Here is a 24,094-nt window from a genome sequence, read left to right as displayed (position 1 = left end):
CATCGTGCCGTTGATCCGACCTTCAGGGAAGTGCTGACCACGCAAAAGTACGCCTATGATCACCCTGGGTCGTGTTTGCCGGTCACCTCGTCACGCTGGGCTGTGCCGACCCGATCAACGGCGAGCTCGGCACCAACGTGGTGTCGCATTTGCCGTTCACCTCGTCACGCCAGACTGCGGGCCCCGTAATCCTCGGCGGCGGCGTAGACGTCCTGGGCGTACTGACGGACGGCGTTGTAGGACAGGATCGCGTCCCACCACGAGTCGGGCTTGGACATGTCCCGCCCGCCGGTGCAGAGGTAGGCCGCCGCGGTCAGCGCCGCGTCGTCGATGTCGTGCGGATCGGCCGTGCCGTCGTTGTCGGCGTCGATCGCGAACTGTTTCCACGTGGACGGGATGAACTGCATCGGCCCGATGGCCCGGTCGTACGTGGTGTCGCCGTCGAGCGTGCCCTGATCGGTGTCCCGGATCATCTGCCGCCCGCCCTGACCGTCCAGCGGCAGACCGTAGATCGGTGGCGTGGACTTGCCGTCCACCCCGAGCACCGCGTTGTTGTGGCTGCCGTGCGACGACTCGATCTTCCCGAGTGCCGCTAGCGTGGTCCAGCTCAACCGGCAGGCCGGGGTGGTCTTGGCGGTCACCAGCTCGGCGTACCCATAAGCCTGAACAGCCACCACCGGGATGCCCACCCGGGTGCCGATCTCGCGCGCCCAACTGTCCAGGGCGTCGGCCGGTCGTCCGCCGGTCGTGCCGGTACCGGGCACCGTGGCCCCGGGAAGAGTGGCGCCCGGAAGTGTGGCGGTCACGCCCGGAACAACGCCGATCGAGGGAGCCAGTGTTCCGGCGCCGACGGGCAGGCCCGCGGAGGCTTCCGGTACGGCCGGGGCGGACCCGAACAGCGGGGTGGAACTGGGCGAGGGGGTGACCTCGAGGGCCTTCGGCACCAGATAGGCGCCGGACGTCGCGGCGAACGCGACCAGCGCCGCCACCAGCACGCCGGGCACGATCACGCGGCCGGCGGGCCGTCGCGTCCAGTCGTAGGTCGCCCGCCCGGCCCGCCCGACAGCACGCAACGGCCGGAGTCGCCGGGTCTCGACCTTCGTCGCCGCACCAGCCTTGTCGCCTGCCTCGCCCCCGTCGACCTTCGTGTCGCCATCGGCCTTCTTGACGTCGTCAGGCTTCTTGACGTCGTCAGGCTTCTTCCCATCCCCGGAAGAGAGAGCCTTCGCACCCTCGGAAGAGGCACCCTTCGTGGGATCGGAAGGAACAGCCTTCGCGGAAGGGGCCGTCTTCTCGAGGGAAGCCGCCTTCTCGGCGGGTGCCTGCGAACCGGAGGCGCCGGCCTCGTTCACGGAAGGGGACGCCGGCGGGTCACTCTCTCCGGTGGTCTCCGGCTTCCCATCCGGCTTCTCCACCGCCCCGGGCTTGCCGGATCCGCTACTGTCAGCAGCGACGACGGAACTGTCCGAATCGGCGGGTGACACCTTCCCCCCGGCGGGCGCAGCCGAAGTGGGCGCAGCCGAAGCAGGCGCGGCGGCGTCAGGTTCGCCCCCGGCGGGCGCAGCGTCGTCGAGCGGCTCGCGCTGACGGGGCGCCGCGGACCGCAGCGCCGGCTGGTCGGCTGGTGGTTTCTTCCGCGACTCGGCCACGCGTCGACCCTACCGGTCCGGCACCACGACCGTGGCACTCGTCGACATGCCCTGGAACACTCCTCGACGTGCCCGGGGACAAGCCCTGGCCGACTCCCGGCGCAACGACCTCGACACGGGCCCTACGCTGGTCGGATGCCGCGTTACGAGTTCCGGTGCCGCGCGTGCGGCGCCACCTTCGAGGTCAGCCGTCCGATGAGCGAGGCCGGTCAGCCGGCCGCCTGTCCCGAGGGGCACGCCGACACGGTCAAGCTGCTGTCCACTGTCGCCGTGACCGGCCGTGGCGGGGGCGCCCCGTCCGCCCCGTCCGGCGGCGGAGGTGGAGGCTGTTGCGGCGGCTCCTGCGGCTGCTGATCGGGGAGCCGGAAGCGAACGCCCCGGGGCCGGGAACCAGGCGCCCCGGGAAGCAGCGGGCCCACGGACGCTGATCAGAAACGACCGGCACGCTGTCGATGGAACCGCACGACGCCTGAGCCGGTGAACGACCGCCAGGCCCCGGAACACCGGAGAACGGGATCATGTGCCGTACGCCGTGATCCCGTTCGGGTGACCGCCGACGATCGGCGTCGACTTCGGCCGGTGAGCGCGCCCTGGCACCCCGTGTCGATTCGTTGCCCCGTTCGGGTGCACCTGATCGGCTTGACGGTTTTGCCCGTCCGCGGCGTTTCCGCGTTCGATCTCTTTCGTTACGAGACGCGTAGTCCCGTACGTCACCGTCGATACCGACGATCAGTTGTCCTCCGTAAGGGGTCGGCCGTGGCGGGCAGATGATTACCGTCCGTTTCTACGATGGGCGGTGACTCAGAGATACGCCAGCATGAGTCACGACTTCCACGAAGGGGGCGGAGGGTCCACCGTGTCGGGACGGAACGAGCTACCCAGCGGTCTGGTGACCTTTATGTTCACCGACATAGAGGGCTCGACTCGCCTTGCCCGGATGCTCGGTGAGGGTTACCGCGATGTGCTCGGTGCGCATAGAACAGTGCTACGCGCTGTGTTGGCAGACTTTGATGGTGTTGAACTCTTAACGGAGGGTGACTCCTTCTTCGTGGCGTTCGCGGATGCCGGTGCCGCGCTCGCGGCATGCGTCGAGGCGCAGCGCCGGCTTGCCGCGCACGACTGGCCGCAGCCCGATGCGATGCCCCGGGTCCGCATGGGTCTGCACACCGGGCATGCGACGCCGGTCGGCCGGGAGTACGCCAGCGCCGAGGTCCACCGGGCCGCCCGGGTGTCCGCGGCCGCCCATGGCGGGCAGGTGCTCTGTTCGGAGGCGACCGCTCAGGCAGTGACCGCCGGATACGTGACCCGTGCCGCCGGCCTGGACGGTGTGGACCTGCAGGATCTCGGCGCGTTCCGGTTGCGGGGCTTCGACGACGACGAGCGGATCTTCCAGGTGGTCGCCTCCGGCCTGGATCGCGACTTCCCGCGGTTGCGGACCGCCGAGGCGCCCCGGCACAACCTGCCGGCCGAGCACACGCCGTTCATCGGGCGGCGGGCCGAGACGACCGAACTGGCCGAGCTGGTCGGTCACCACCGTCTGGTGACCGTGGTGGGTCCCGGCGGATCGGGTAAGACGCGGCTGGCCCACGCGGTGGCGGAGCAACTGCTTCCCGCGTACCCCGGTGGTGTCTGGACGATCGATGCCGCCGCCGCGGCGAAAGGCCTGCCGCACGCCCTGGTCGCGGCTCTGGGTCTACGCCCGGAGCCGGGCCGTCCGGTGATCGACACCGTGATCGAGCAGTGTGCCGAGCGGCGGATGCTGGTGGTGTTGCAGACCTGCGACGCCGCGCCGGGGCTGACCGCGACGCTGGCGCACCGGCTGCTCAGCCGGTGCCGGCGGATGGATGTTCTGGCCACCGCCCGGGCGCCGATGGGCCTGCCCGGGGAGACCGTCTGGCGTCTGCCGTCGCTCGCTCCGGCGGACGCGTTCGCGCTGCTCCGGGACCGTGCCGCGGCCGCGCAGGGCGGGCGTCCGGGCGATGGGGAGTCGCAGCTGGCCCGGCTCGCCGCCCGGTTGGAGGGTTCGCCGCTGGCGATCGAGCTGGCCGCGGCCCGGCTGCGGCTGTTGCCGGCCGAGCAGTTGGCCCGGCGGCTCGACGATCCGCTCGCCGCCCTCGACCTGGATCCGGCCGACACCGTGGCGTTGCGGGAGGACCGGCATGCCAGTCTGACCAACAATCTCGCCTGGTCCTACCGCACGCTGGGCCGGCGGGCGGCGGCGCTGCTGCGGCGCCTGGCGGTGTACGCCGGCCCGGTGGATCTCGCCACGGTGGAGTGGTGCGGGTCGGACGAGCTCGGCGCGCTCTCCGAGTTGGCCGAGAAGTCGCTGGTCGAGGTGGTGCCCGGTCCGCGGTACCGGATGTCCGATCAGGTCCGCGCCTATGCGCTGCGCCTGCTCGCCGAGTCCGGTGACGAGCCGGCCGTCCGCGACCAGCACCTGGCCTGGTCGCTGGACACGCTCGACCGGGCCGGGGTGGACACCGACGACCAGGTCCGCACGGTGTCGCTGACCGAGTTGGGGCCGTATGTCGCCGAGTGGCAGGCCGCCCTGCGCTGGGCGGTGTCCAGTGGCGCGGTCCGGGCCGGTCTGCGCCTGGCCTGCGCGCTGGACCCGTGGTGGCGGGAGCACGACGGTGTCACCGAGGGCCGGTCCCTGATCACCCGGCTGCACCAGCGGATCTCCGACGTGCACGTGACGCCCGCCGAGCAGGCCGGGGCGTTGCTGGTGCAGGCCGGGCTGACCGAGGAGCGGGCCGAACGGGAACGGCACCTGGACCGCGCGGAGCAGGCGGCCTGGCGGGCCGGTGATCCCGAGCTGCTGATCCGTTGTGCGGTGGCGCGGCGGGTCCGGCCGGACGGGGAGCCCGGCGACGAGCTCACCTGCCGGGAGCTGATAGCCCAGGCGGAGCGGGCCGGGGTCGCGGCGGCCGCGTTGCCGGCCGTGCTGGCGCTGGCCGAGTTGCTCTGGCGGCGGGACGCCCTGCGGGAGGCGGCCGATCTGCTCGGCGCGGCCCGGCAGCTGGAGGCCGGGCATCCGCAGGATCGGGGGCGGCGCGCGGTGGACTGGCTACTCGGCATGGTTGCGTTGCGCCGTGGTGATCTGATCGCCGCCCACGATCATCTGGTGGTCGCGTTGCGGTCCCGGCTGCGGCACGGGTTCCGGGGTGCGGCTGCGGACGCGGTCGCGGCCATCGCGGTGCGGTGTGCGCTGGGCGGGGATCCGGTGACGGCTACGGTGCTGTTCGGCGGGGCGGAGGCGGCGCGCGGGGCGCGGCGGACCGACACGTTCGGTGGTTTCTGGTCGGCGCAGCAGACGTGCCTGCGGGCGGCCCTCGGGGACATGGCCTTCGATGCGGCGTACGCCGACGGCGCCGGCCTGGGGTTCGACCGGATCGTGGCGCTGGCGCTGGCGGTCGACCACCCGGACCTCGCCGACGGAGCGGTCCGATTCGCCCAGATAGCCCGCTGAGAGTCCGGACGACCGGCCGCGAACCCGGACAGCCCGCTGAAAAGGCTAGACGGACACCCCGGCCGGAGCGCTCTCCTCGTCGCGGATGTAGACCAGCAGGTCACCGGTCTCGATGGTGACCGCGTGCTCACCACCCAGCGGCAGCACCTTGCCCCGGCGGATCAGCGCCACCACCAGTGTGACCAGTTCCCGCGGGTTGCGTCCCACCTCGGCCCGCTCGGCCGACCGCATCGCGAGCGCCATGCCCTGGCCCGGGGTGAGCAGGTCCTCCACCACGTCGATCAGTGGCGGGGCGGTGGTGGTCAGGCCGAGCAGCCGGCCCGCCGTGGAGGACGACACGATCACGTGGTGGGCGCCGCTCTGCTTGAGCAGTGCGGCGTTCTCCTGTTCGCGGACCGCCGCGATGATCCGCACCTGGCCGGCGGTCAGCTGCCGCACGGTCAGCGTGATCAGCACCGACGCCTCGTCCCGGTCGGTCGCGATGATCACGGACTTGCAGTTCTTGACGTCCGCCTCGTTGAGCACCGCCGACCGGGTGGCGTCGCCCTCGATCACCACGAATCCGCCGGCGGTGGCCTGCCGGATGCCCGCCTCGCGGTTCTCCACGATGACGATGCGCGACTTGTCGTAGCCCGTCTCCAGCAGTGCGGCGACCGCGGCCCGGCCCTTGGTGCCGTAGCCGCAGATGATGACGTGGTCCTTCAACTTTCGCCTCCACCGGCTGACCCGCAGGCCTTTGCGGTACTGGTCGGTCAGCACCTCCAGCGTGGTGCCGACCAGGATGATCAGGAAGAGCACCCGAGCCGGGGTGATCAGCAGGACGTTCACCAGGCGGGCGCTCGGTGTCACCGGGGTGATGTCGCCGTAGCCGGTGGTGGAGAGGGTGACGACCGCGTAGTAGAAGCAGTCGAGGAGTGTCAGGCCGTCCTCGTTGACGTCCCGGTAACCGGCCCGGTCGGCGTAGATGATGCTGACCGTCGCCAGGACGAGGGCGCAGGCCATCGCCAGCCGCGCCGCGAGCGCCTTGAGCGGTCCCTGCCGGACCAGGGGAAGGTGAATCATGGAACTGCCTGCACGCCCAACACCATAACGGTCACCGTGGAGATCACACGCAGAGGACGACACATCGCCCTTCGACGGCCTTCGGCAGGGCATCGGGTACGCGACGCGCCCGCGACCCGGTGATCCGGTCCGGCGACCGCGCTACGACCGGGAACAGGGCGGCGCGGTCGCGGGTGGACCGGATCAGCGTCGGGTCACGCGTACCCTAAGAAAGGATCTTGGCTACTTCGGTGGCCCAGTAGGTGAGCGTGATCTGGGCGCCGGCCCGCTTGATCGACGTCAGCGACTCGAGGATGGCGCGCTCGCGGTCGATCCAGCCGTTGGCCGCGGCCGCCTCGATCATCGCGTATTCGCCGGAGACCTGATAGGCGGCGACCGGCACGTTCACGCGCTCACGGACCGCGGCGATGATGTCCAGGTACGGCAGAGCCGGTTTGACCATCACGATGTCGGCACCCTCGGCCACGTCGAGGTCGACCTCACGCAGGGCCTCGTGGACGTTCGGCGGGTCCTGCTGGTACTGGCGGCGGTCGCCCTGCAGCGCCGAACCGACGGCCTCGCGGAACGGGCCGTAGAAGGCGCCCGCGTACTTCGCGGAGTACGCCAGGATCGAGACGTCCTGGTGGCCGGCCGCGTCGAGGGCTTTGCGGGCCACCCCGATCTGACCGTCCATCATCCCGGAGGCGCCGACCATGTGGGCGCCCGCCTCGGCCTGCACGACCGCCATCTCGGCATAGAGCTTCAGGGTCGCGTCGTTGTCGACGGAACCGTCCGCGGCCAGCACACCGCAGTGGCCGTGCGAGGTGAACTCGTCCAGGCAGAGGTCGCTCATGATGACCGTGCTGTCGCCCAGCTCGGCCTTGAGGTCACGGATGCCCGCGTTGAGGATGCCGTCCGGGTCGAGACCGGCCGAACCGGTCTCGTCCTTGGCGGCCGGGTCCGGCACGCCGTAGAGCATCAGGCCGCCGACGCCGGCCTCGACCGCCTCGTGGGCGGCCTTGAGCAGCGACTCACGGGTGTGCTGGACGACGCCGGGCATCGAGCTGATCGGTCGCGGCTCGCTGATGCCCTCGCGGACGAAGAACGGCAGGACCAGCTCGGCCGGGTCGAGGCGGGTCTCCGCGACGAGGCGGCGGATCGCGGGGGTGCGCCGGAGGCGGCGCGGGCGGATGTCGGGGAAGGACATCGACACTCCTTCAACGAGAAACGCGCCGGCATTCCTGCCGGCGCGTTTCAGAGGATCATCAGCGGAAGCGGAGAGCCGTCGGCCCCTGCACCTTCGAGCCGCGGCGCTGCTTGGCCGGCATCGCGGCCAGCTTCTCGCGCAGCTCCAGGGCGTATTCGGCGAGTGCCTCGACCAGGTCGGGCACCGAGGCGTTCTGCGGCTGGGAGTCGACCCGCAGGCCGAACTCGACCGCGGTCTCCGCCGTCTTCGGACCGATCACCGCGACGACCGTACGGGCGTGCGGCTTGCCGGCGATGCCGACCAGGTTGCGGACCGTGGAGGACGAGGTGAAGAGCACCGCGTCGAACCCGCCCGACTTGATCGCGTCGCGGATCTCGGCGGGCGGCGGGGCGGCACGGACCGTCCGGTACGCCGTGACGTCGTCCACCTCCCAGCCACGCTCGATGAGGCCGGCCGCCAGGGTCTCGGTCGCGATGTCGGCGCGCGGCAGCAGCACCCGGCCGACCGGGTCGAGGATCTCGTCGTGCGGCGAGAACTCGGCCAGCAGACCGTCGCTGGACTGCTCACCGGCCGGGATCAGCTCGGGCTGGATGCCGAAGGCGCGGACCGCCTCGGCGGTGGCCTCACCGATACAGGCGATCTTGACGCCACCGAAGTGCCGGGCGTCCAGACCGTGCTCGCCGAACTTCTCCCAGACCGCGCGGACCGCGTTCACCGAGGTGAAGATCACCCAGGCGTAGCGGCCGTCGACGAGGCCCTTGACCGCGCGTTCCATCTGCGCCGGGGTCCGCGGCGGCTCGACCGCGATGGTCGGCACCTCACACGGGATGGCGCCGTAGGCACGCAGCCGGGCGCTCATCGCGCCGGCCTGCTCCTTGGTCCGCGGGACGAGGACCTTCCAGCCGTACAGCGGGCGGTTCTCCCACCAGCTCAGGTTGTCGCGCTCGGCGACGTCCGAACCGACGGTGAGCACGACACGGCCGGTGAAGCCGAGTGCCGCGGCGACGAAGCTGTCCACGGTCGAGGTGGTGGTGTACTGCGTCTCGCCGGTGCCGTCGCCGGTCACCGCGACCGGGACACCCGGCTCGACGCCCGCGGCCATCAGGCCGTCACGGACGGCGGCCAGGTCGCCGGCGTCCACGGCGACCGCGAACGACCCCTTCTGGGCGGCCGTGGCGAGCGCGTCGAAGTCCAGGTTCGTGACGTCGTCCACGTCGGCGGAGATGCGCACGCCGGGCAGCGGCACACCCGCGTAGGCGGCGACGCCCTCGGCCTGGCCGATGCCCGGGATGACCTCGAAGTGCACCGCGGTCCGCGCGACCGCCTGCACCTCCTTGACCACCGACTCGTGGCCGAACGGGTCACCGGACACCAGGTGCACGGCGGAGAGGCCGGACTTGGCGGCGGAGAGCAGCACCTTGGCGACATCGCCGGGCGCGCCCTCGGCCGGGCTGAACTGGGCGTCCGCCTTGGCGTCGGAGCGGATCGCGCTGAGCAGGGATTCGGGCACGCCGCGGTCGTAGACCACCTGGTCGGCATCGGTCAGCGCCGCATATGCGCGGCGGGTCAGCAGCTCCGGGTCGCCGGGTCCGGCGCCGATGAACGCGATGCGTCCGGCTGGCTTACGGGCGGTGCGGGTGGTCATTCTGTGCTCCCCATCAGGGTATCGGCTCCGGCGTCGAGGAGATCGATGGCAAGGGCCTTGCCGATCTCCGCCGCGCCGGCGGGCGTTCCGGTACGCGACAGCCGGATGGCTCGAACCCCATCCGGGCTGATCACCGCACCGCGCAGGTAAATCTCGTCACCGTTGTCGCCCTCGGCAACCTCGGCGTATGCCGCGACCGGCGCGTTGCACCCGGCCTCCAGCGTGGCGAGCATCGACCGCTCCGCGTGGACCGCGGCGCGGGTCGGTGCATGGTCGAGTGCGGCCAGCAGCTCGACCAGGTCGGCGTCGTCGGCCCGGCACTCCACCGCCAGCGCGCCCTGAGCGGGTGCGGGAAGCATGAGCATCGGGTCGATCGTCTCGGTGATCTCGGTGGATCGGCCGAGGCGGGCCACTCCGGCTCGGGCGAGGACGACCGCATCGAGGTCGGCCTCGGGGCCGAGCACCCGTGCGATCCGCGTGTCGACGTTCCCCCGAATCGGCGTGACCTGCAACTCTAGGCCCAAGGCATGCAATTGCGCGATACGGCGCACCGCTCCGGTCCCGATCCGGGCGCCGGGCGGGAGCTCGGTGAGCGTCAAACCGTCCCGGGCGATCAGGGCGTCACGCGGGTCCTCACGGCGCGGGATCGCGGCGATGTACAGCCCCGGATGTCCCGCCGAGGGCAGGTCCTTGTAGGAGTGCACCGCGAAGTCGATCTCCTGGGACACCAGGGCGTCACGCAGGGCGGAGACGAACACGCCGACCCCGAGCTGGGCGACCGGCGCCGAGGAGCGGTCGCCCTTGGTGACGATGCGCACCAGTTCGACCGGACGGCCGGTGGCGGCGGTCAGCGCGTCGGCGACCATCTGGGACTGGGTGAGCGCGAGGGCACTGGCACGGGTGCCGAGACGCAGCGGGCGGGTCATGCTTTGCCTCCGATCTCGGGCACGGCGTCCGCCTGGGTGGCCAACGGCACGTCCAGGTCGAACAGTTCACGGAGCAGGGCCGCGTACTGGTCGCCGCCGGGTTCGGCGGCCAGCTGCCGGACCCGCACGGTCGGCGAGTGCAGCAGCTGCTGGACGACCCGGTGCAGGGTACGGGAAACGTCGCCCCGCTGCTCCTCGGTGAATTCCGGACGCCGGGAGATCAACTTGCGCATCTCGGCAGAGACGACCTCATCGGCACGGGTCCGGAGGGCCGCCACTGTGGGCGCGATCTCAGCACCGCGCAGCCAGCCGAGGAAGTTGTCCACCTCACCGGCGACGATCTGCTCGACGGCGGCGGTCTCCGCGGCCGCCGGCAGGGCACGCCGGCTGGTGGCCAGGCTGTCGATGTCGACGACGACGAGTCCGGGCAGGTCGGCGGCGCCCGGCGCGACGTCGCGCGGCACCGCCAGGTCGAGCACGACGAGCGGGTCGGTGGAGGTGCGGGCGGCCAGCGCGGCGGTCAGGCGCTCACGGGTCAGCACCGGCTCGGTGGAGGCGGTCGCGCTGACCACGATGTCCACCTCGCCGAGCGCCTGGACCAGCTCGTCGATCGGGAAGGCGGTCGCGCCGTACGCCTCGGCGAGCCGGTCGGCGCGCTCCAGGCTGCGGTTGGTGATGCGCAGCGGGCCGACGCCGGTCCGGGTCAGGGTCGCCACCGACAGCGAGCCCATCGCGCCCGCGCCGATGACCAGCGCGGGACGTCCGGTCAGGTCGCCGCCGAGGTGGTCGGCGGCGACGTCCAGGGCGGCGGTGACGACGCTCTGCCCGGCCTTGTCGATGCCGGTCTCGGCGTGCGCCCGCTTGCCGACACGCAGGGTCTGCTGCATCAGCTCGTGCAGCAGCCGGCCGGCCGAGTCGACCTCGGTGGCCACGTGGTACGCGTCGCGCAGCTGCCCGAGGATCTGCGCCTCACCGACGACCATCGAGTCGAGGCCGGACGACACCCGGAACGAGTGGCGCACGGCCGCCTCGCCGTAGTGCACGTAGAGGTGGGCGGCCAGGTCGGCGGCGGGGATGCCGGAGTGGTCGGAGAGCACGTTGCAGATGTCGCCGAGCCCGCCGTGGAACCCGCTGACCGCCGCGTAGATCTCCACCCGGTTGCAGGTGGAGACGACGACGGCCTCCCCCACGTAGGGCTGGGCGAGCAGTCGCTGCAGCAGTCCCGCCACGTCGGGTTCGGGAATGGTCAGCCGTTCCAGGACGGCCACGTCTGCGGTGCGGTACGAGGCACCGATGCTGAGCAGGTTCACGAACCGACCGCCTCCTGGTTGTCCGCCGCGGCGGACCGGCCACCGGGTAGCGATGTCAGAGACGCCTTGCGGTGCTCATGGAACGAGAGGATCTGCAGCTCGATGGCGAGATCCACCTTACGGACGTCGACGTTCGCGGGCACCGACAGCACGCCGGGCGCGAAGTTCAGGATGCTGGTCACACCGGCCGCGACCAGGGCGTCGGCGACCATCTGGGCGGTGCCCGGTGGAGTCGCTATCACGCCGATCGTGATCGACTCCTCGGCGGCGACCCGCCGCAGGTCGTCGATGTGCTGCACGTTCAGCCCGTTGATCTGCTCGCCGACCTTGTTCGGGTCGGCGTCGAAGAGCGCGACGACCCGGAACCCGCGGCTGGCGAACCCGGCGTAACCGGCCAGGGCGTGCCCGAGGTTGCCGACGCCGACCAGGCAGACGGCCCTGTTCTCGTCCAGGCCGAGGATGAACTCGATCTGGGCGACGAGCAGGGCGACGTCGTAGCCGACGCCGCGGGTGCCGTAGGAACCGAGGTGCGAGAGATCCTTGCGGAGCTTCGCCGAGTTGACCCCGGCGGCGGCCGCGAGGCCCTCGCTGGAGACGGTCTCGGCCCCGGTCTCGGCCAGGTGGTGAAGGGCGCGCAGATATTCGGGCAGCCGCGCGATGGTCGCCTCCGGCAGATCCGGGAAAGCCGGGACGCCACCGGCTTCGCCGGGCGTGCTTCCGTGACGCTGCTGACTCATCTGACTCCGTGCCGACGAGGCGGACCTGCGGTGAGCCCTGTCTGTGCGATACCGGTGGAAGCCTCGTGGGGCGGCTGTGGTAGCGGGGCTCGTCGGAGTCACAGAGTAGGCGCTTGTGAAGGCGTGCACAAATCGCGATCTTGTCGGGACAATTGGACAAGATCGACCCGACTGTGTTAGTCGAGCCGACCTCGTCGAGTATTACCGCTCCGAGGCCGCCAGGGCCACCTGACTCAGAGTGACATGGCCATCTTTACCGCGTCCACCAGCGTGTCGGCGACCGGACGGCCCGAATTACGCAGCCGGGTGGGGTCGGTGAACCCGCCCGTGTAGAGAACCGCCGTTCCGCCGACCGACTCGGCAGCCTCGGCGTCGTCGATGGAGTCACCGATCAGCACCACCCGGTCGCCGGGCACACCGAGCTCGCTCAGGTGCCGCGCCAGGTGCCCGGCCTTCAGACCGCCGCCCAGTTCGGCCCGCAGCCCGTCGATCCGGGTGAAGACACCGGTCAGACCGTACGTCTCGACGGCCGGGACCAACTCCTCGTGGAACCACATGGACAGCAGCGACTGGCTGCCCGGCCAGCTGCGGATCGCCTCCATGGCGTCGGCGGCCAGCACGATGTCGGTCAGGCCCAGCCGGTACGCCTCGTGGAAGATCGTGTCCAACCGGCCGAACTCGTCCTGCTCGACCGCGCGGCCGAGCATCTCGGCGTAGAAGTCGGCCACCGGGCGACGGAAGGCCCGCCGGTGCTCGTCGGCGTCGACGAGCCGCCCGCCGACCGAGGTGAAGGCCTGGTTGGTCGCGGAGACCACCAGGTGAAGATCGTCGAGGAGGGTCCCGTTCCAGTCCCAGACCAGGTGCTTAGACGTCACGGGGAGCCAACCTACAGCCGGGGTTCACCCGGTTGTCGAGCCAAATCCCGCAGCAGCCGCTCCTCCTCGATCCGCCAGTAGCCGTGCTCCTTGCCGTCGAGCAGCAGCACCGGGACCCGGTCGCCGTAGTCGCGCTCCAGCTCGACCGACGAGTCCACGTCGATCTTGGTGTACTGGCCCGGGGCGATCCGGTCCAGCGTCTGCTCGGCCACCTCGCACAGGTGACAGCCGACACGACTGATCAGGGTGAGACGGGACATTCAGAGCTCCCTCTTGCGAACTTTTCCGATCGGCGACCGCGGCAGCTCGGCCACCAGCTCCACGCCGGGCAGCTTGAACCGGGCCAGCCGGGCCGCACAGTGCGCCTGCAACTCGGCCACGCCGGGCGGCGGATCACCCGCGGGCACCACGTAGGCGTACGGCCGCTGACCGGTCCGCGGATCAGGGACGCCGACCACGGCCGACGCGGCCACCCCCGGATGCGCGTCGAGGACACGCTCGATCTCGGCCGGGTAGACGTTGAAACCGTGCACCAGGATCAGCTCGCCGATCCGGTCGACCAGCACCAGGTCGCCGTCGGCGTCGGCGTACGCGATGTCGCCTGTCGCCCACCAGCCGTCCGGGCCGGGACCGTCCCGGCCGTCCGGCCAGTACCCGGAGAACAGGTTCGGGCCGCGGACCACGATCTCGCCCGGGTCGGTGCCGGCCGAGCCCGCCACGTCCTCCTCGATCGCGGCGGTGCCGTCCCGCCACAACACGGTGCCGCCGCCGGCCCGCAGGATCAGCTCGACACCGGGCAGCGGTCGGCCGATCGAGTCGCTCTTGTCCCGGTCGCTGACCGCGGTCGTGGTCAGCACCGGGGCGGTCTCGGTCAGGCCGTACCCGATCAGGATCGGCCGGCCGGTCCGCTGCCGGAACCGCGCCGCGACCCCGGCCGGCAGCGGAGCCGCGCCGCAGACCGCGGTGCGCACGCCGCGCAGCGCCGCCGTGTCCGATTCCGGTGACTGGGTCCAGGCCTGGTACATCCCCGGGACGCCGACCGTGACGGTCACCCCGTGCCGGGCGACCAGTTCCAGCGAGGCGGCCGCGTCGAAGCGTTCGGCGAGCACGCCGGTCGCCGCGTGCCGGGCCACCGAGCCGAGGCCGGTGTTCAGCCCGTAGGCGTGGAAGAAGGGCACCGCCAGCAGCACCACGTCGTCCGGGCCGATCACCGGTGGGTCGATCCGGTCGAGCTGGTCGTGGTTGGCGGCGAGCGCGGCGTGGGTGAGCATCGCGCCCTTCGGGCGCCCGCTCGTGCCCGAGGTGTAGAACAGGACCGCGAGATCTCCGCCGCGAACCACCGGCATTTCTCCGGGTACGCCGTGAGCCGTCGGATTCTGATCAGGTCCGACAACGAGTGCCGCACCCGAGTCGGTGAGGATGTGCCCGCGCTCGTCGGCCGTGTAGCCGGGGTTGACCGGCACCGCGACACGGCCGGCGCGCAACACACCGAAATAGACCGCAGCGAACGTCACCGAGTTACCGAGCACGATGGCGACCCGGTCACCGGGATCGGTGCGCGCCGCTGTCCAGTGCGCCGCGGCGGTGACCATCGCGTCCAGCTCGGACCAGGTCACGACGGCATCATCGCTGATCAGCGCGGTCTGGCCGGGACGACGGGCGGCGGCCTCGGCGACGGGATCGCGGGCGGGTTCCTCCACTTCCTCCACGAGGCCCGAGTCTGGCACAGAGCACACCCGGCCGGGACGCCGGACAGGGCGTCCGATCGCGACCATGCGGTCTCGGTGAGGGTGACGGGAGGATCCGCGCGCCTCTTTTGGTCACTTACGCGGCTTTACTCGGAGCGCACACGGTGTGCGACTCAACGTGTCCAAAGTCGGTGATACTTCCGGTCTGCGTAACAGAATCCACACCAAAGGGTGAGGTCAACCGGCGATTCAGCGGGTTGCCCCACCCCTTTTGTTGTGAGTGACCACCCTCATCCCGAGGAGGCCGCTGTGCCACATGCCGCACCGAATTTCAGTGAATCCACGTCTGGCGGGACGGATTCGCGGTCGTTGGAGGCCCGCCGGGTTGAGGAGGCGAAGTGACTCATGCGTACGCGGGAGACCCGTACCAACGACGGCTCGCACTCCCGGAGAGCCTGAACGGCCTGCGTGAGTCCTTCGACGGAATGATCGTGAACACCATCCGCGGAGACAGCCCCAAACAGGCCGGCAGCCGCCGGCCACCCAACGCTCCACCCGCCGTCGCCTCGCCCAACAGCAGTGGCAACGGCAAGTTCGGCGGGGGCCGGGGCAGCGGCCCCCGCACCCCGGCTCAGCCCACCGCGGGCCAGCGCTCGAACGTGGGCGAGCCGGAGACCGCAGCCGCCGGCGACCACACCGTGGTCCTGCCGACGCAGAGCACCACCGGGCCACCCACCGAGTCGGCACCGCCCAAACACCCGGCACGCCCCGACCCGTCCGACGCGGCCGCCGAGGTGTGGGCGCTGGTCGAACGGGCCCAGGGCGGCGACTCCGAGGCGTTCGGCCTGATCTACGACCGGTACGTCGACACGGTCTTCCGGTTCGTCTACTTCCGGGTAGGCAACCGGCAGCTCGCCGAGGACCTCACCTCGGACACCTTCCTGCGGGCGCTCAAGCGCATCGGCAGCTTCACCTGGCAGGGCCGCGACCTGGGCGCCTGGCTGGTGACCATCGCCCGCAACCTGGTCGCCGACCACTTCAAGTCCGGCCGGTACCGCCTCGAGGTCACCACCGGCGACGTGCTCGACGCCGACCGTGAGGACCGCGGGCCGGAGGGCAGCCCGGAATCGGCGGTCGTCGACCACATCACCAACGTCGCCCTGCTCACCGCGGTCAAGCAGCTCAACCCGGAACAGCAGGAGTGCATCGTGCTGCGATTCCTGCAGGGATTCTCGGTCGCCGAGACCGCCCAGACCATGGGCAAGAACGAAGGTGCGATCAAAGCCCTGCAGTACCGGGCGGTCCGGGCGCTCAACCGGCTCCTACCGGAAGGGTTCCAGTCTTGATCCGGGGCTCTCGGATGTCGATCTCCGATACCCGATGGCACCCTCCGGCACCCGTAACCGGGGCCGCGTGTCGCGCGTTTGTCCGGATGCGACGGGCCGTCCCGTACCGCTCTGTCGCCGACACCGGCCCGCTGGCCGGCGAGACATTCACGAGCGAGGGGAGGTGCCCACGGTGAAGTTCGCCTTTCCGAGCTCGCGGCGCGCCGAGCGCTTCGCGGAACTGATCGACGACGCCCACGGCGCCCGCCGGCACCACACCCGTGGCCCAGCCGACGAGGAGCTCGACCGGCTGGTCGCCATCGGCAACCGCCTCACCGCGACCCGGCCCGGGGCCTCGGTCGATGCGGAGTTCCGCGTCGGCCTGCGGTCCATGCTGGTCGCGGCCGCCGAACGGGAGGGCATCGGCCAGACCGCCGTGCTCGATCCGGATCCGAGCGCCGACTTCACCACCGGCGCCCGCCGACCGCTGTTCGGCCGGCGGATCCGGGCCCGGGGAGCGATCGTGATCGGCGTGGCCGCCGGCGCGATGGCCGTCTCCGGGATCTCCGCGGCAAGCGAGAGCGCGTCCCCGGGCGACGCCCTCTACGGCGTCAAGCGCTCCACCGAACGTGCCCAGCTGGCGATCGCCGGCTCCGACGTGACCCGGGGTCAGCTCTCACTCGACTTCGCCCGGACCCGGCTGACCGAGGCGCTGGCCATGGCCGGTGACGCCCCGCAGTTCACCGGGGTGCTCGACGACATGGACGCGGACACCCGCAAGGGCGTACGCCTGCTGACCACGTCGTCCGTGGCGCACCGGGACGTCAAACCGCTGATCACGCTCGACGGTTTCGTCGACAACCAGCGCAAGGCGTTCGGCCCGGCCCTGGAACGGCTCGCCCCGGTCAACCGGGAACGGGCGGTCACCTCCCTCGAACTGCTGGAGCAGGTCGGCGAGCGGACCGAGGCACTGCGGATCGGCCTGAGCTGCGACAAGCCCGAGTCGAACGGTTCCGATCAGCTCGGCCCGAAACTGCACGACTGTGCCGGCGGCCCGGCGACCGGTTCCGGCTCGGCGAAGGGTTCCTCGGGCACCGGCAAGACGCAGCAGCGTCCGGCCACCGAGGGCAAGAGCCCCACGCCGAAGCCGGTACGCACCGGGGCCGGCGCGGATCCGGACGCCTCCGGTGACGTGACGACACCGGACGACACCGACGGGACGGTCGGCACCGGGACGGACACGGACCGCCCGGACGTGCGCCCGACCACCGGCAAGGCGACCGTGACCACGGTGCCGCCGACGGCGACGACGGTTCCGACCACGCCTCCGGCGTACGAGGAACCGGCCGAGAAGAGCAACGGCGGGGTGCTGGGCGGGCTGCTCGACGACCTGTTCTAGGTCCGGGGCCCGGCTTCCGGGTTCTGGTTCTCAGCCTGGCTGCTGGTTCTCAGCCCGGCTCTTGGTCTCGGCCTGGTTCCGGTCCTCGGCCTGGTTCCGGTCCTCGGCCTGGTTCCGGTTCCCGGCACGGTTTCCCGGTCCACAGCATGGCGAGGGGCGGTGCCGTAGTCGTATTCGACTACGGGGCCGCCCCTCAATCGTCACTATAGGACGGTCGATCCGGGCGACCCGAGCAAGTTGCGTCGATCCGTTAGGGACCGAACGGATCCGGCCGCTTCTCCAACAGCTCGTGCAGGCTCGCCTGGATCGTCTCGCGGACCTGATCGGCGAGGTTGTAGACGACCAGCGGGTCGTCGGCGAACTCGGTCAGATGCGCGGTCGGAATCGGCGGGCAGAACTGGATCAGCCACTTGCTCGGCAGCGGCACCAGGCCCAGCGGACCGAAGTGCGGGAAGGTCGGGGTCACCGGGAAGTAGGGGATGCCGAGCAGACGGGCCAGCGGCTTCAGGTCGGCGAGGATCGGATAGATCTCCTCGGCGCCGACGATGGCCACCGGCACGATCGGGGTGCCGGTGCGCAGCGCCGCCGAGACGAACCCGCCCCGGCCGAAGCGCTGCAGCTTGTAGCGCTCGGAGAACTTCTTGCCGATCCCCTTGAAGCCCTCGGGGAAGACGCCGACCAGCTGGTTCTCGGTCATCAGGCGTTCCGCGTCCGGGTTGCAGGCCACGGTCGCGCCGGCCGCCCGGGCCAGTTCGCTGAGCAGCGGCAGCCGGAAGACCAGGTCGGCGCCGAGCAGCCGCAGATGCCGGTTGCCCGGGTGCTTGTCGCGCAGGGCGACGGTGAGCATCAGGGCGTCCAGCGCGATCGTGCCGGAGTGGTTGCCGACGACCAGGCCGCCGCCCTCGAGCGGCAGGTGCTCCACACCGAACACCTCGGTGCGGAACCAGTCCCGATAGAGGATCTTGAGCATGGGGTGGAAGACCGTGTCGGTCAGCTCCGGGTCGAACCCGAAGTCGTCCACCCGGTAGTTGCCGGCCAGCCGGCGCCGGATGAAGGACAGGCCGCGGGCGACACGCCGGTCCCAGACGTCCGGGTCCTCGGCGGCGACCGGCGGCGCCTCGGGTTTCTCCGGGATCGGGCGGCGGCCGTTGACGCGCTGCGCCGGAGCCGGTCCCGGAAGCGTGAAATCGGCGTGGCCGGGCAGCATGTCGCGGCGGAACTCGTCCTGACTCACGATGCGTCCTGTCCCGCCGGGGAGGTCTCTGCGGCCGCGCGCACCTTCCGGATCCCGTCCAGGATGGCCCGTTCGGCGGCGACCAGCCGGTCCGCGCTGAGCGTGGAGCCGTCGGCGTGCGCCTGGATGAACTCCTCGAAGGCCGCGGTGGTGGTCCGCGGCGTGAAACCGAACTCCTCGACCAGCCGGCGGGTGTCCACCACCCGGCCGTGCACGAACAGGTCGATCTGGTCCAGGCCGATCTGCTCGACACCCAGGTGGCGCAGCAGGGCGGCACCGGTGGAGAGGGCGGACTCCGGAAGCGGCAGGGCGATCCGGCCGGACCGGCGCACCGCCTGGGAGAGCATCAGCACCCCGGAGCCGGCCACGTTGAAGGTGCCCGGGTGGTCCTCGGTCACCGACCGGTGCAGCACCTCGAGCGCGTCGTCGACGTGCACGAACTGCAGCCGGGCGTCACGGCCCACCACGGTGGGCACGACGGGCTGCACGAAGTAGCGGGTCAGCGACGTCGTCGCGGTCGAGCTGATCATCGGTGCGAACCGCAGCACGGTCGCCGCGACCTCGGGTCGACGACGACGGAACCCGCGGACGTAACCCTCGATGTCGAGGATGTCCCGGGCGAACGGGCCACGCGGCACAGCGCGCGGCTCGGTGTCCTCGGTGAAGACGGCGGGATCGCGGAACGAGGCGCCGTAGGCCGCGGTGGAGGAACGCACCACCAGCTTGCGCAGACGCGGCGCACCCTGGGCGGCCGCGAGCACCTGCATCGTGCCGATGACGTTCTGTTCCTTCATCGCCGCCCGGCCACCGTGCCGCACATCGGGCACGCTGGTGACAGCCATGTGCACGACCGCTTCGGCACCGAGCTCGGCGATGGCCTCGGTCGCCGCACGCGCGTCGGCCCGGATCCGTTCCACCCCGTCCAGCAGGCCGAGAAGGCCCGGTGGGGGGTCATGCGGATCCAGACCGACGACACGGTCGATGCGAGGATCGGCAGCCAGCCGTGCAGCCACCCGAGCGCCGAGGAAACGGCTCACTCCGGTGACCACGACGACGCTGGGCGGTGAGGTCACCACGGGTGCACCTTTCGATGCCTTGCGACCGTCCGGTCGAACGTTGCGATCCTCAGGCCGGACGAGGCGTCCGGCCTGCCGTCACTTGCCGAGACGGCGACGCTGGACGCGGGTCTTGCGCAGCAGCTTGCGGTGCTTCTTCTTCGCCATACGCTTGCGGCGCTTCTTGACCACGGAGCCCATACGAAAGCCTCTCGAAACCATGTCGGAAGGAACCGGGCACCCGAAGGCGCGGCCGGAACCGAACTGGACGGCACCCGGAAGCGGCGCCACTCGTCCGAGGACGGGGACGGCACACATGAATCCAGGAGCCAACTGGACCAGCGTACCGGCCCGGTCGTGGCGTACCAACACGACCCCGCCGCGGGCGCCCTCAGGCGGTTTGCGAGAACGCTCCGCGCAGATACTCGTGTACCGCATGCTCGGGCACCCGGAACGAACGTCCGACCCGTACAGCGGTGAGGTCACCGCCGTGCACGAGCCGGTAGACGGTCATCTTGGAGACCCGCATGAGCGCGGCCACCTCGGCAACCGTCAGGAACCGGACCTCGGAGAGTCGTTCCTCGGTCGGGGCTGGACCCGTCATCGCGTCGCACCGTTCCTTTCCCAGCCACGAACCGCCGCGGGATGGAGGGTTTCCGGCGCCGCGGCGACGACGTGCGTGTCATCAGAACGGTATCGATACAGCTGTGACCAACGCGATACGTTCCGTGAAATGCCCACAAAAAGTCAAGGCCGACACGCCGGATCTGTGGCCCTTTCGCCCGATTGGGTTACTTTTTGGAGGTCATCGCCCGGGCCGCGAAGCCCACATTCGCCGGACGGTCGGCCAGCCGGCGAACCAGGTACGCATACCAGTGCTCGCCGTACGGCAGGTAGACCCGCACCGTGTTGCCGCCCGCGGCCAGCCGCGTCTGCTCCTCCGGGCGCACCCCGTACATCAGCTGGAACTCGAACTCCCCGGTCGACCGGTCGAACCAACGGGCCCGGTCCTCGGCGATCGCGATCAGCCGGGCGTCGTGGGTCGCCACCATCGGGTAGCCCTCCCCCGACATCAGGATGTTCAGGCAACGCACGAACGACTTGTCCACGTCCAGCGACGACTGGAACGCCACCGACTCCGGCTCGGCATAGGAGCCCTTGCACAACCGCACCCGGGAACCCGCCGCCGACAACTCCCGGCAGTCCCCCTCGGTACGGCGCAGATAGGCCTGCAGCACCGCGCCGGTCGCCGGGAAGTCCTTACGCAGTTCCAGCAACGTCTCCAGGGTCGCGTCCGTCGAACCGTGCTCCTCGGCGTCCAAAGTCACCGCGGTGCCGGCCTCCTCGGCCGCGGCACAGATCGCGCGCGCGTGCTCGTACGCCAGCTTCTCGTCGATCCTCTGCCCCAGAGCCGAGAGTTTGACGCTCACCTCGACCACCGACGACAGACCCGCGTCCCGCACCCGGCCCAGCGTGCCCAGATAGTCGTCGCGGGCCGTCACCGCCTGCTCGATCGTGCGGGTGTCCTCACCCAGCAGATCGAGGCTGACGACCAGGCCGTCGTCGACCAGCGCCCGGCTCGCCACCAGCGCCTCCTCGGCACTGCGGCCGGCGATGAAGCGCCGCACGACATCCTTGCTGACCGGCGCGGACTCGACCAGCCGCTCAAGCCGGGAGGACCCGGCAGCGGCGCGAAAGAGGGATCGGAGCATGGGCCGAGCGTATCGCCCGGACCTGTCACCGAACCCGGCTGCGGCACAGGATTCGCACGTCCCGGGCACCACATACGTGTCCCAGCGAGCCGGGTGCGGCTACCGTTGTCGGGTGAACTTCGATGCGTACGCCCGGACGGCGGTCGACCTCGTCAACGCCGGCCTGGACGATCTCGCCGGTTTGCGTGCCCTGTTCTCCGACGAACAGGCCTACATGCGCGACGAGGTCGTCGAGAAGGACCTCGCCGCCTTCCGCCGCGCCCAACGCCGGCTCCGCGAGGTGTTCGAGCTCGGCACCTCCGGCCGGGACGCCGAGGCGGTCCACGAACTCAACGGTCTGCTGGACGCCAACCCGGTCCAGCCGCGCATCTCCGGGCACGACGCCGGCGACTGGCACATGCACGTCACCAGCCGCGGCTCGACGGTCAGCGCCGAATTCCTGGCCGGGGCGGTCTGGGGACTGTCCGTGTGGCTCTGCGAGTACGGCAGCGCCCGTTTCGGCATCTGCGCCGACGAACGCTGCGGCAATGTCTACCTCGACACGTCGTCGAACAACTGCCGGCGGTTCTGCAGCGAACGCTGCGCCACCCGGTCGCACGTCGCCGCGCACCGGGCCCGTAAGCGGGCGGCCACCGCGCTCGCTCCCGCCTGATCGCCGCCGCGCCGGCCCTCGCGTCGTCCATCGCCCCGTCGCGCCGCGACGGGCTCAGCCCTGGGTGATCGCCGTCTCCGCCGGGGTCAGGTGTTTACGGGCGAACTCCAGCGACTCACGCAGATCGGCCTCACGGACCTCACGGCTCGCGGCCTTACGCGTGGCGACCTCCAGCGCCACCGACCCGGTGAAGCCCCGGCCCGCCAGCGACTGCAGCAGCTCGGCACACGGCTGGTTGCCGCGCCCCGGCACCAGGTGCTCGTCCCGGCCCTCGCCGGTGCCGTCACCCAGGTGCACGTGCTTGAGGCCGGCACCCATCCGGTCGGCCATCTCCAGGGCGTCGATGCGCGACGCCGCGCAGTGCGACAGATCCAGCGTGTACGCGTCGAAGCCCGTCTCCGTGGGATCCCAGCCCGGCGTGTACGGCACGAACCAGCGTCCGGCCATCTTCACCGGGAACATGTTCTCCACCGCGAAGGTCAGGTGCGGGTGCCGCCCCTGCACTTTCGCCAGACCCTCGGCGAAGTTGCGGGCGTAGTCGCGCTGCCAGCTGAACGGCGGGTGCACCACCACCGTCGGCGCGCCGAGCGTCTCGGCCAGCTGGGCGGCCTTATAGAGCCGCTCCCACGGATCGGAGCTCCACACCCGCTGGGTCACCAGCAGGCAGGGGGCGTGCACCGACAACACCGGCACACCGTAATGATCGGACAGCCCTCGCAGGGCCCCGGCGTCCTGGCTGACGGCGTCGGTCCACACCATGACCTCGAGACCGTCATAGCCGACCGTGGCCGCCATCTCGAACGCCGCCGCCGTCGGCTCCGGGAAGACCGAAGAGCTGGAGAGAAGCACGGGTACGCGGGAACTCACACCGCCAAGCGTAGCCGCGCCGCTCCCGCTGGGATATATCAGCTCTAAACGGTCATGATCCACCAGACCGCGTAGGCTCAGGCCGATGAGCGGCAAGCAACCCACCCCGGAGGTCGCCCTCGACTTCCCTCGGGAATGGATCGAGTTCCTCGACCCCGACGACGAACAGCACCTGATCCGCGCCGACCTGACCTGGCTGCTCTCCCGCTGGACCTGCGTCTTCGGATCCGCCTGCCACGGCATCGTCCCCGGTCGCGCCCAGGACGGCTGCTGCTCGCACGGCGCCTTCTTCACCGACTCCGACGACGAGAACCGGGTCCGGTCCGCCGCCGCCAAGCTCACCCCGCAGACCTGGCAGCACTACCGCCGCGGCTTCAAGAACTACACCGAGATGGACAGCGTCGACGGCACCAAACCGGCCCGCCGGACCGCTACCCGGTCCGAGGACGGGCCCTGCGTCTTCCTCAACGACGCGGGCTTCCCCGGCGGGGGCGGCTGCGCCCTGCACGCCCAGGCACTGCGCGACGGCGTCCACCCGCTCAAGTACAAACCCGACGTGTGCTGGCAGCTCCCGGTCCGCCGCGAACAGGACTGGGTCACCCGCCCCGACGGCACGAAGATCCTGCTCTCCACGCTCGCCGAGTTCGACCGGCGCGGCTGGGGAGCGGGCGGCCACGACCTCGCCTGGTGGTGCACGTCGTCACCGGAGGCACACGTGGGAGCCGACCCGATGTACGTCACCTACGCCCCGGAACTGACCGAACTGGTGGGCGTCGCGGCGTACACGAGACTCGCCGAGCTCTGCGCGGCCCGGCTGAAATCCGGCCTGATCGCGATCCACCCGGCCACCGCCGCCGCCGAACAGCCCCGGCGCGCCCCACGGCGCACCCTCAGAGGTTCGTGAAAGAGTCGGCGTCCAGGGCGCGCAGGATCTCCGACCGCACCTCCGGGCACTCCTGCCGGCTCTGCGCCTCCAGCATCTCGGCGTCCACGACCGCGTCCCGCTCGGTGTAGAACGCCGAGATCGCGATCACCACCTGCGCCGTCGCCCCCGGCTGCCGGCTCACCGGCAGCACCTCCGACTCCAGGAACGCGCACAGCTCCGCCGACGGCACCGCGGCGGTCGACAGATCGGCCGCCGGCTCCTCCACCCCGGCGGCGTCGCCACTCGGCACCGGCGCCGCCTTCTCCTCCATGGCCTCGGTGCACCCGGTCAGGGCGAACATCACCAGCAACAGACCCGCAGCGGACACCCTCATCGACAACACCCGGCAAACGTAGCGGGCGTCCACAAAAGACCCGC

Annotated in this window: 22 protein-coding genes and 1 pseudogene; 6 read left to right on the top strand and 17 right to left on the bottom strand. The window is 71.0% G+C overall.

Translation table 11 applies throughout. The annotated features are described in order from the left end of the window. Window positions 1-164 precede the first annotated feature (164 nt). Entirely contained in the window at window positions 165-1,415 is a 1,251-nt protein-coding gene (locus QSK32_RS18185) for a lytic transglycosylase domain-containing protein (RefSeq protein ID WP_285472598.1), read from the bottom strand. A gap of 369 nt (window positions 1,416-1,784) precedes the next feature. Here QSK32_RS18185 and QSK32_RS18180 point away from each other — a divergent pair, with 369 nt between their 5' ends. After that, entirely contained in the window at window positions 1,785-2,003 is a 219-nt protein-coding gene (locus QSK32_RS18180; protein ID WP_045740117.1) for an FmdB family zinc ribbon protein, read from the top strand. A 463-nt stretch (window positions 2,004-2,466) separates the two neighbouring features. Beyond that, the gene (locus QSK32_RS18175) at window positions 2,467-5,118 is read left to right on the top strand and encodes an adenylate/guanylate cyclase domain-containing protein (protein ID WP_285472735.1); all 2,652 of its coding nucleotides are present in this window, start codon (window positions 2,467-2,469) and stop codon (window positions 5,116-5,118) included. Between the two features lie 45 nt (window positions 5,119-5,163). Here QSK32_RS18175 and QSK32_RS18170 read toward each other — a convergent pair whose 3' ends face one another. From QSK32_RS18170 to QSK32_RS18130, 9 genes are all read right to left on the bottom strand, one after another. Then, the gene (locus tag QSK32_RS18170) at window positions 5,164-6,180 is read right to left on the bottom strand and encodes a potassium channel family protein (protein ID WP_045740118.1); all 1,017 of its coding nucleotides are present in this window, start codon (window positions 6,178-6,180) and stop codon (window positions 5,164-5,166) included. 205 nt (window positions 6,181-6,385) lie between these two features. Further along, entirely contained in the window at window positions 6,386-7,366 is a 981-nt protein-coding gene (gene hemB, locus QSK32_RS18165) for a porphobilinogen synthase (protein WP_045740224.1), read from the bottom strand. Between the two features lie 58 nt (window positions 7,367-7,424). Continuing rightward, complete coding sequence (locus QSK32_RS18160; protein ID WP_045740119.1) at window positions 7,425-9,011, bottom strand: bifunctional uroporphyrinogen-III C-methyltransferase/uroporphyrinogen-III synthase; 1,587 nt, start codon at window positions 9,009-9,011, stop codon at window positions 7,425-7,427. Continuing rightward, window positions 9,008-9,937 carry a hydroxymethylbilane synthase gene (gene hemC / locus QSK32_RS18155; protein WP_045740120.1) on the bottom strand — a complete coding sequence of 310 codons (930 nt, stop codon included), beginning with the start codon at window positions 9,935-9,937 and terminating at the stop codon, window positions 9,008-9,010. Before hemC ends, QSK32_RS18160 begins: the two co-directional genes overlap by 4 nt. Then, window positions 9,934-11,247 (bottom strand): glutamyl-tRNA reductase, encoded by a 1,314-nt coding sequence (locus QSK32_RS18150; RefSeq protein WP_285472597.1) that lies wholly within the window; start codon window positions 11,245-11,247, stop codon window positions 9,934-9,936. Before QSK32_RS18150 ends, hemC begins: the two co-directional genes overlap by 4 nt. Further along, on the bottom strand, window positions 11,244-11,984 hold the full coding sequence (locus QSK32_RS18145; protein WP_045740122.1) for a redox-sensing transcriptional repressor Rex: 741 nt from the start codon (window positions 11,982-11,984) through the stop codon (window positions 11,244-11,246). Before QSK32_RS18145 ends, QSK32_RS18150 begins: the two co-directional genes overlap by 4 nt. A gap of 233 nt (window positions 11,985-12,217) precedes the next feature. Beyond that, complete coding sequence (locus QSK32_RS18140) at window positions 12,218-12,859, bottom strand: HAD family hydrolase (RefSeq protein WP_045740123.1); 642 nt, start codon at window positions 12,857-12,859, stop codon at window positions 12,218-12,220. Window positions 12,860-12,870: 11 nt separating this feature from the next. Then, window positions 12,871-13,119 (bottom strand): glutaredoxin family protein, encoded by a 249-nt coding sequence (locus QSK32_RS18135; RefSeq protein ID WP_045740124.1) that lies wholly within the window; start codon window positions 13,117-13,119, stop codon window positions 12,871-12,873. Next, on the bottom strand, window positions 13,120-14,634 hold the full coding sequence (locus tag QSK32_RS18130; RefSeq protein WP_502872541.1) for a class I adenylate-forming enzyme family protein: 1,515 nt from the start codon (window positions 14,632-14,634) through the stop codon (window positions 13,120-13,122). A gap of 398 nt (window positions 14,635-15,032) precedes the next feature. Here QSK32_RS18130 and QSK32_RS18125 point away from each other — a divergent pair, with 398 nt between their 5' ends. Both QSK32_RS18125 and QSK32_RS18120 read left to right on the top strand, forming a co-directional pair. Continuing rightward, entirely contained in the window at window positions 15,033-15,893 is an 861-nt protein-coding gene (locus QSK32_RS18125; RefSeq protein ID WP_425394611.1) for a sigma-70 family RNA polymerase sigma factor, read from the top strand. Window positions 15,894-16,056: 163 nt separating this feature from the next. Next, window positions 16,057-16,929: pseudogene (locus QSK32_RS18120) on the top strand (DUF5667 domain-containing protein); the annotation flags it as partial. A gap of 592 nt (window positions 16,930-17,521) precedes the next feature. On the opposite strand, the gene QSK32_RS18115 reads toward QSK32_RS18120, so the two are convergent. The 5 genes from QSK32_RS18115 to QSK32_RS18095 form a co-directional block, all read right to left on the bottom strand. Beyond that, window positions 17,522-18,505 carry a lysophospholipid acyltransferase family protein gene (locus tag QSK32_RS18115; protein ID WP_083448753.1) on the bottom strand — a complete coding sequence of 328 codons (984 nt, stop codon included), beginning with the start codon at window positions 18,503-18,505 and terminating at the stop codon, window positions 17,522-17,524. Next, window positions 18,502-19,581 carry an NAD-dependent epimerase/dehydratase family protein gene (locus QSK32_RS18110; protein ID WP_045740127.1) on the bottom strand — a complete coding sequence of 360 codons (1,080 nt, stop codon included), beginning with the start codon at window positions 19,579-19,581 and terminating at the stop codon, window positions 18,502-18,504. The genes QSK32_RS18115 and QSK32_RS18110 overlap by 4 nt, the downstream gene beginning before the upstream one ends. A gap of 78 nt (window positions 19,582-19,659) precedes the next feature. Further along, on the bottom strand, window positions 19,660-19,761 hold the full coding sequence (locus tag QSK32_RS18105; RefSeq protein ID WP_007465623.1) for a 30S ribosomal protein bS22: 102 nt from the start codon (window positions 19,759-19,761) through the stop codon (window positions 19,660-19,662). A 190-nt stretch (window positions 19,762-19,951) separates the two neighbouring features. After that, on the bottom strand, window positions 19,952-20,164 hold the full coding sequence (locus tag QSK32_RS18100; protein WP_045740128.1) for a helix-turn-helix domain-containing protein: 213 nt from the start codon (window positions 20,162-20,164) through the stop codon (window positions 19,952-19,954). Window positions 20,165-20,351: 187 nt separating this feature from the next. Beyond that, window positions 20,352-21,272: a proline dehydrogenase family protein gene (locus tag QSK32_RS18095; RefSeq protein ID WP_285472596.1), complete on the bottom strand. Its 921-nt coding sequence runs from the start codon at window positions 21,270-21,272 to the stop codon at window positions 20,352-20,354. Between the two features lie 112 nt (window positions 21,273-21,384). Between QSK32_RS18095 and QSK32_RS18090 the strand changes: the two genes are divergently transcribed. Beyond that, a complete protein-coding gene (locus QSK32_RS18090; RefSeq protein ID WP_045740130.1) occupies window positions 21,385-21,924 on the top strand; it encodes a CGNR zinc finger domain-containing protein in 540 nt (179 codons plus the stop codon). Between the two features lie 54 nt (window positions 21,925-21,978). On the opposite strand, the gene QSK32_RS18085 is transcribed toward QSK32_RS18090, so the two are convergent. Continuing rightward, entirely contained in the window at window positions 21,979-22,791 is an 813-nt protein-coding gene (locus QSK32_RS18085) for a sugar phosphate isomerase/epimerase family protein (RefSeq protein ID WP_045740131.1), read from the bottom strand. Between the two features lie 85 nt (window positions 22,792-22,876). On the opposite strand from QSK32_RS18085, the gene QSK32_RS18080 reads away from it, so the two are divergent. Further along, window positions 22,877-23,695 carry a DUF3109 family protein gene (locus QSK32_RS18080; protein ID WP_285472595.1) on the top strand — a complete coding sequence of 273 codons (819 nt, stop codon included), beginning with the start codon at window positions 22,877-22,879 and terminating at the stop codon, window positions 23,693-23,695. Here the strand turns inward: QSK32_RS18080 and QSK32_RS18075 are convergent. Beyond that, a complete protein-coding gene (locus tag QSK32_RS18075; RefSeq protein WP_285472594.1) occupies window positions 23,682-24,050 on the bottom strand; it encodes a hypothetical protein in 369 nt (122 codons plus the stop codon). The two genes, QSK32_RS18080 and QSK32_RS18075, sit on opposite strands and share 14 nt — an antisense overlap. Window positions 24,051-24,094: the final 44 nt, after the last annotated feature.

Source organism: Actinoplanes sp. NBRC 101535, from assembly GCF_030269225.1.
In the GTDB taxonomy this organism is placed as follows: Bacteria; Actinomycetota; Actinomycetes; order Mycobacteriales; family Micromonosporaceae; genus Actinoplanes; species Actinoplanes rectilineatus.
This window is presented reverse-complemented; position numbering and strand designations above follow the sequence as displayed.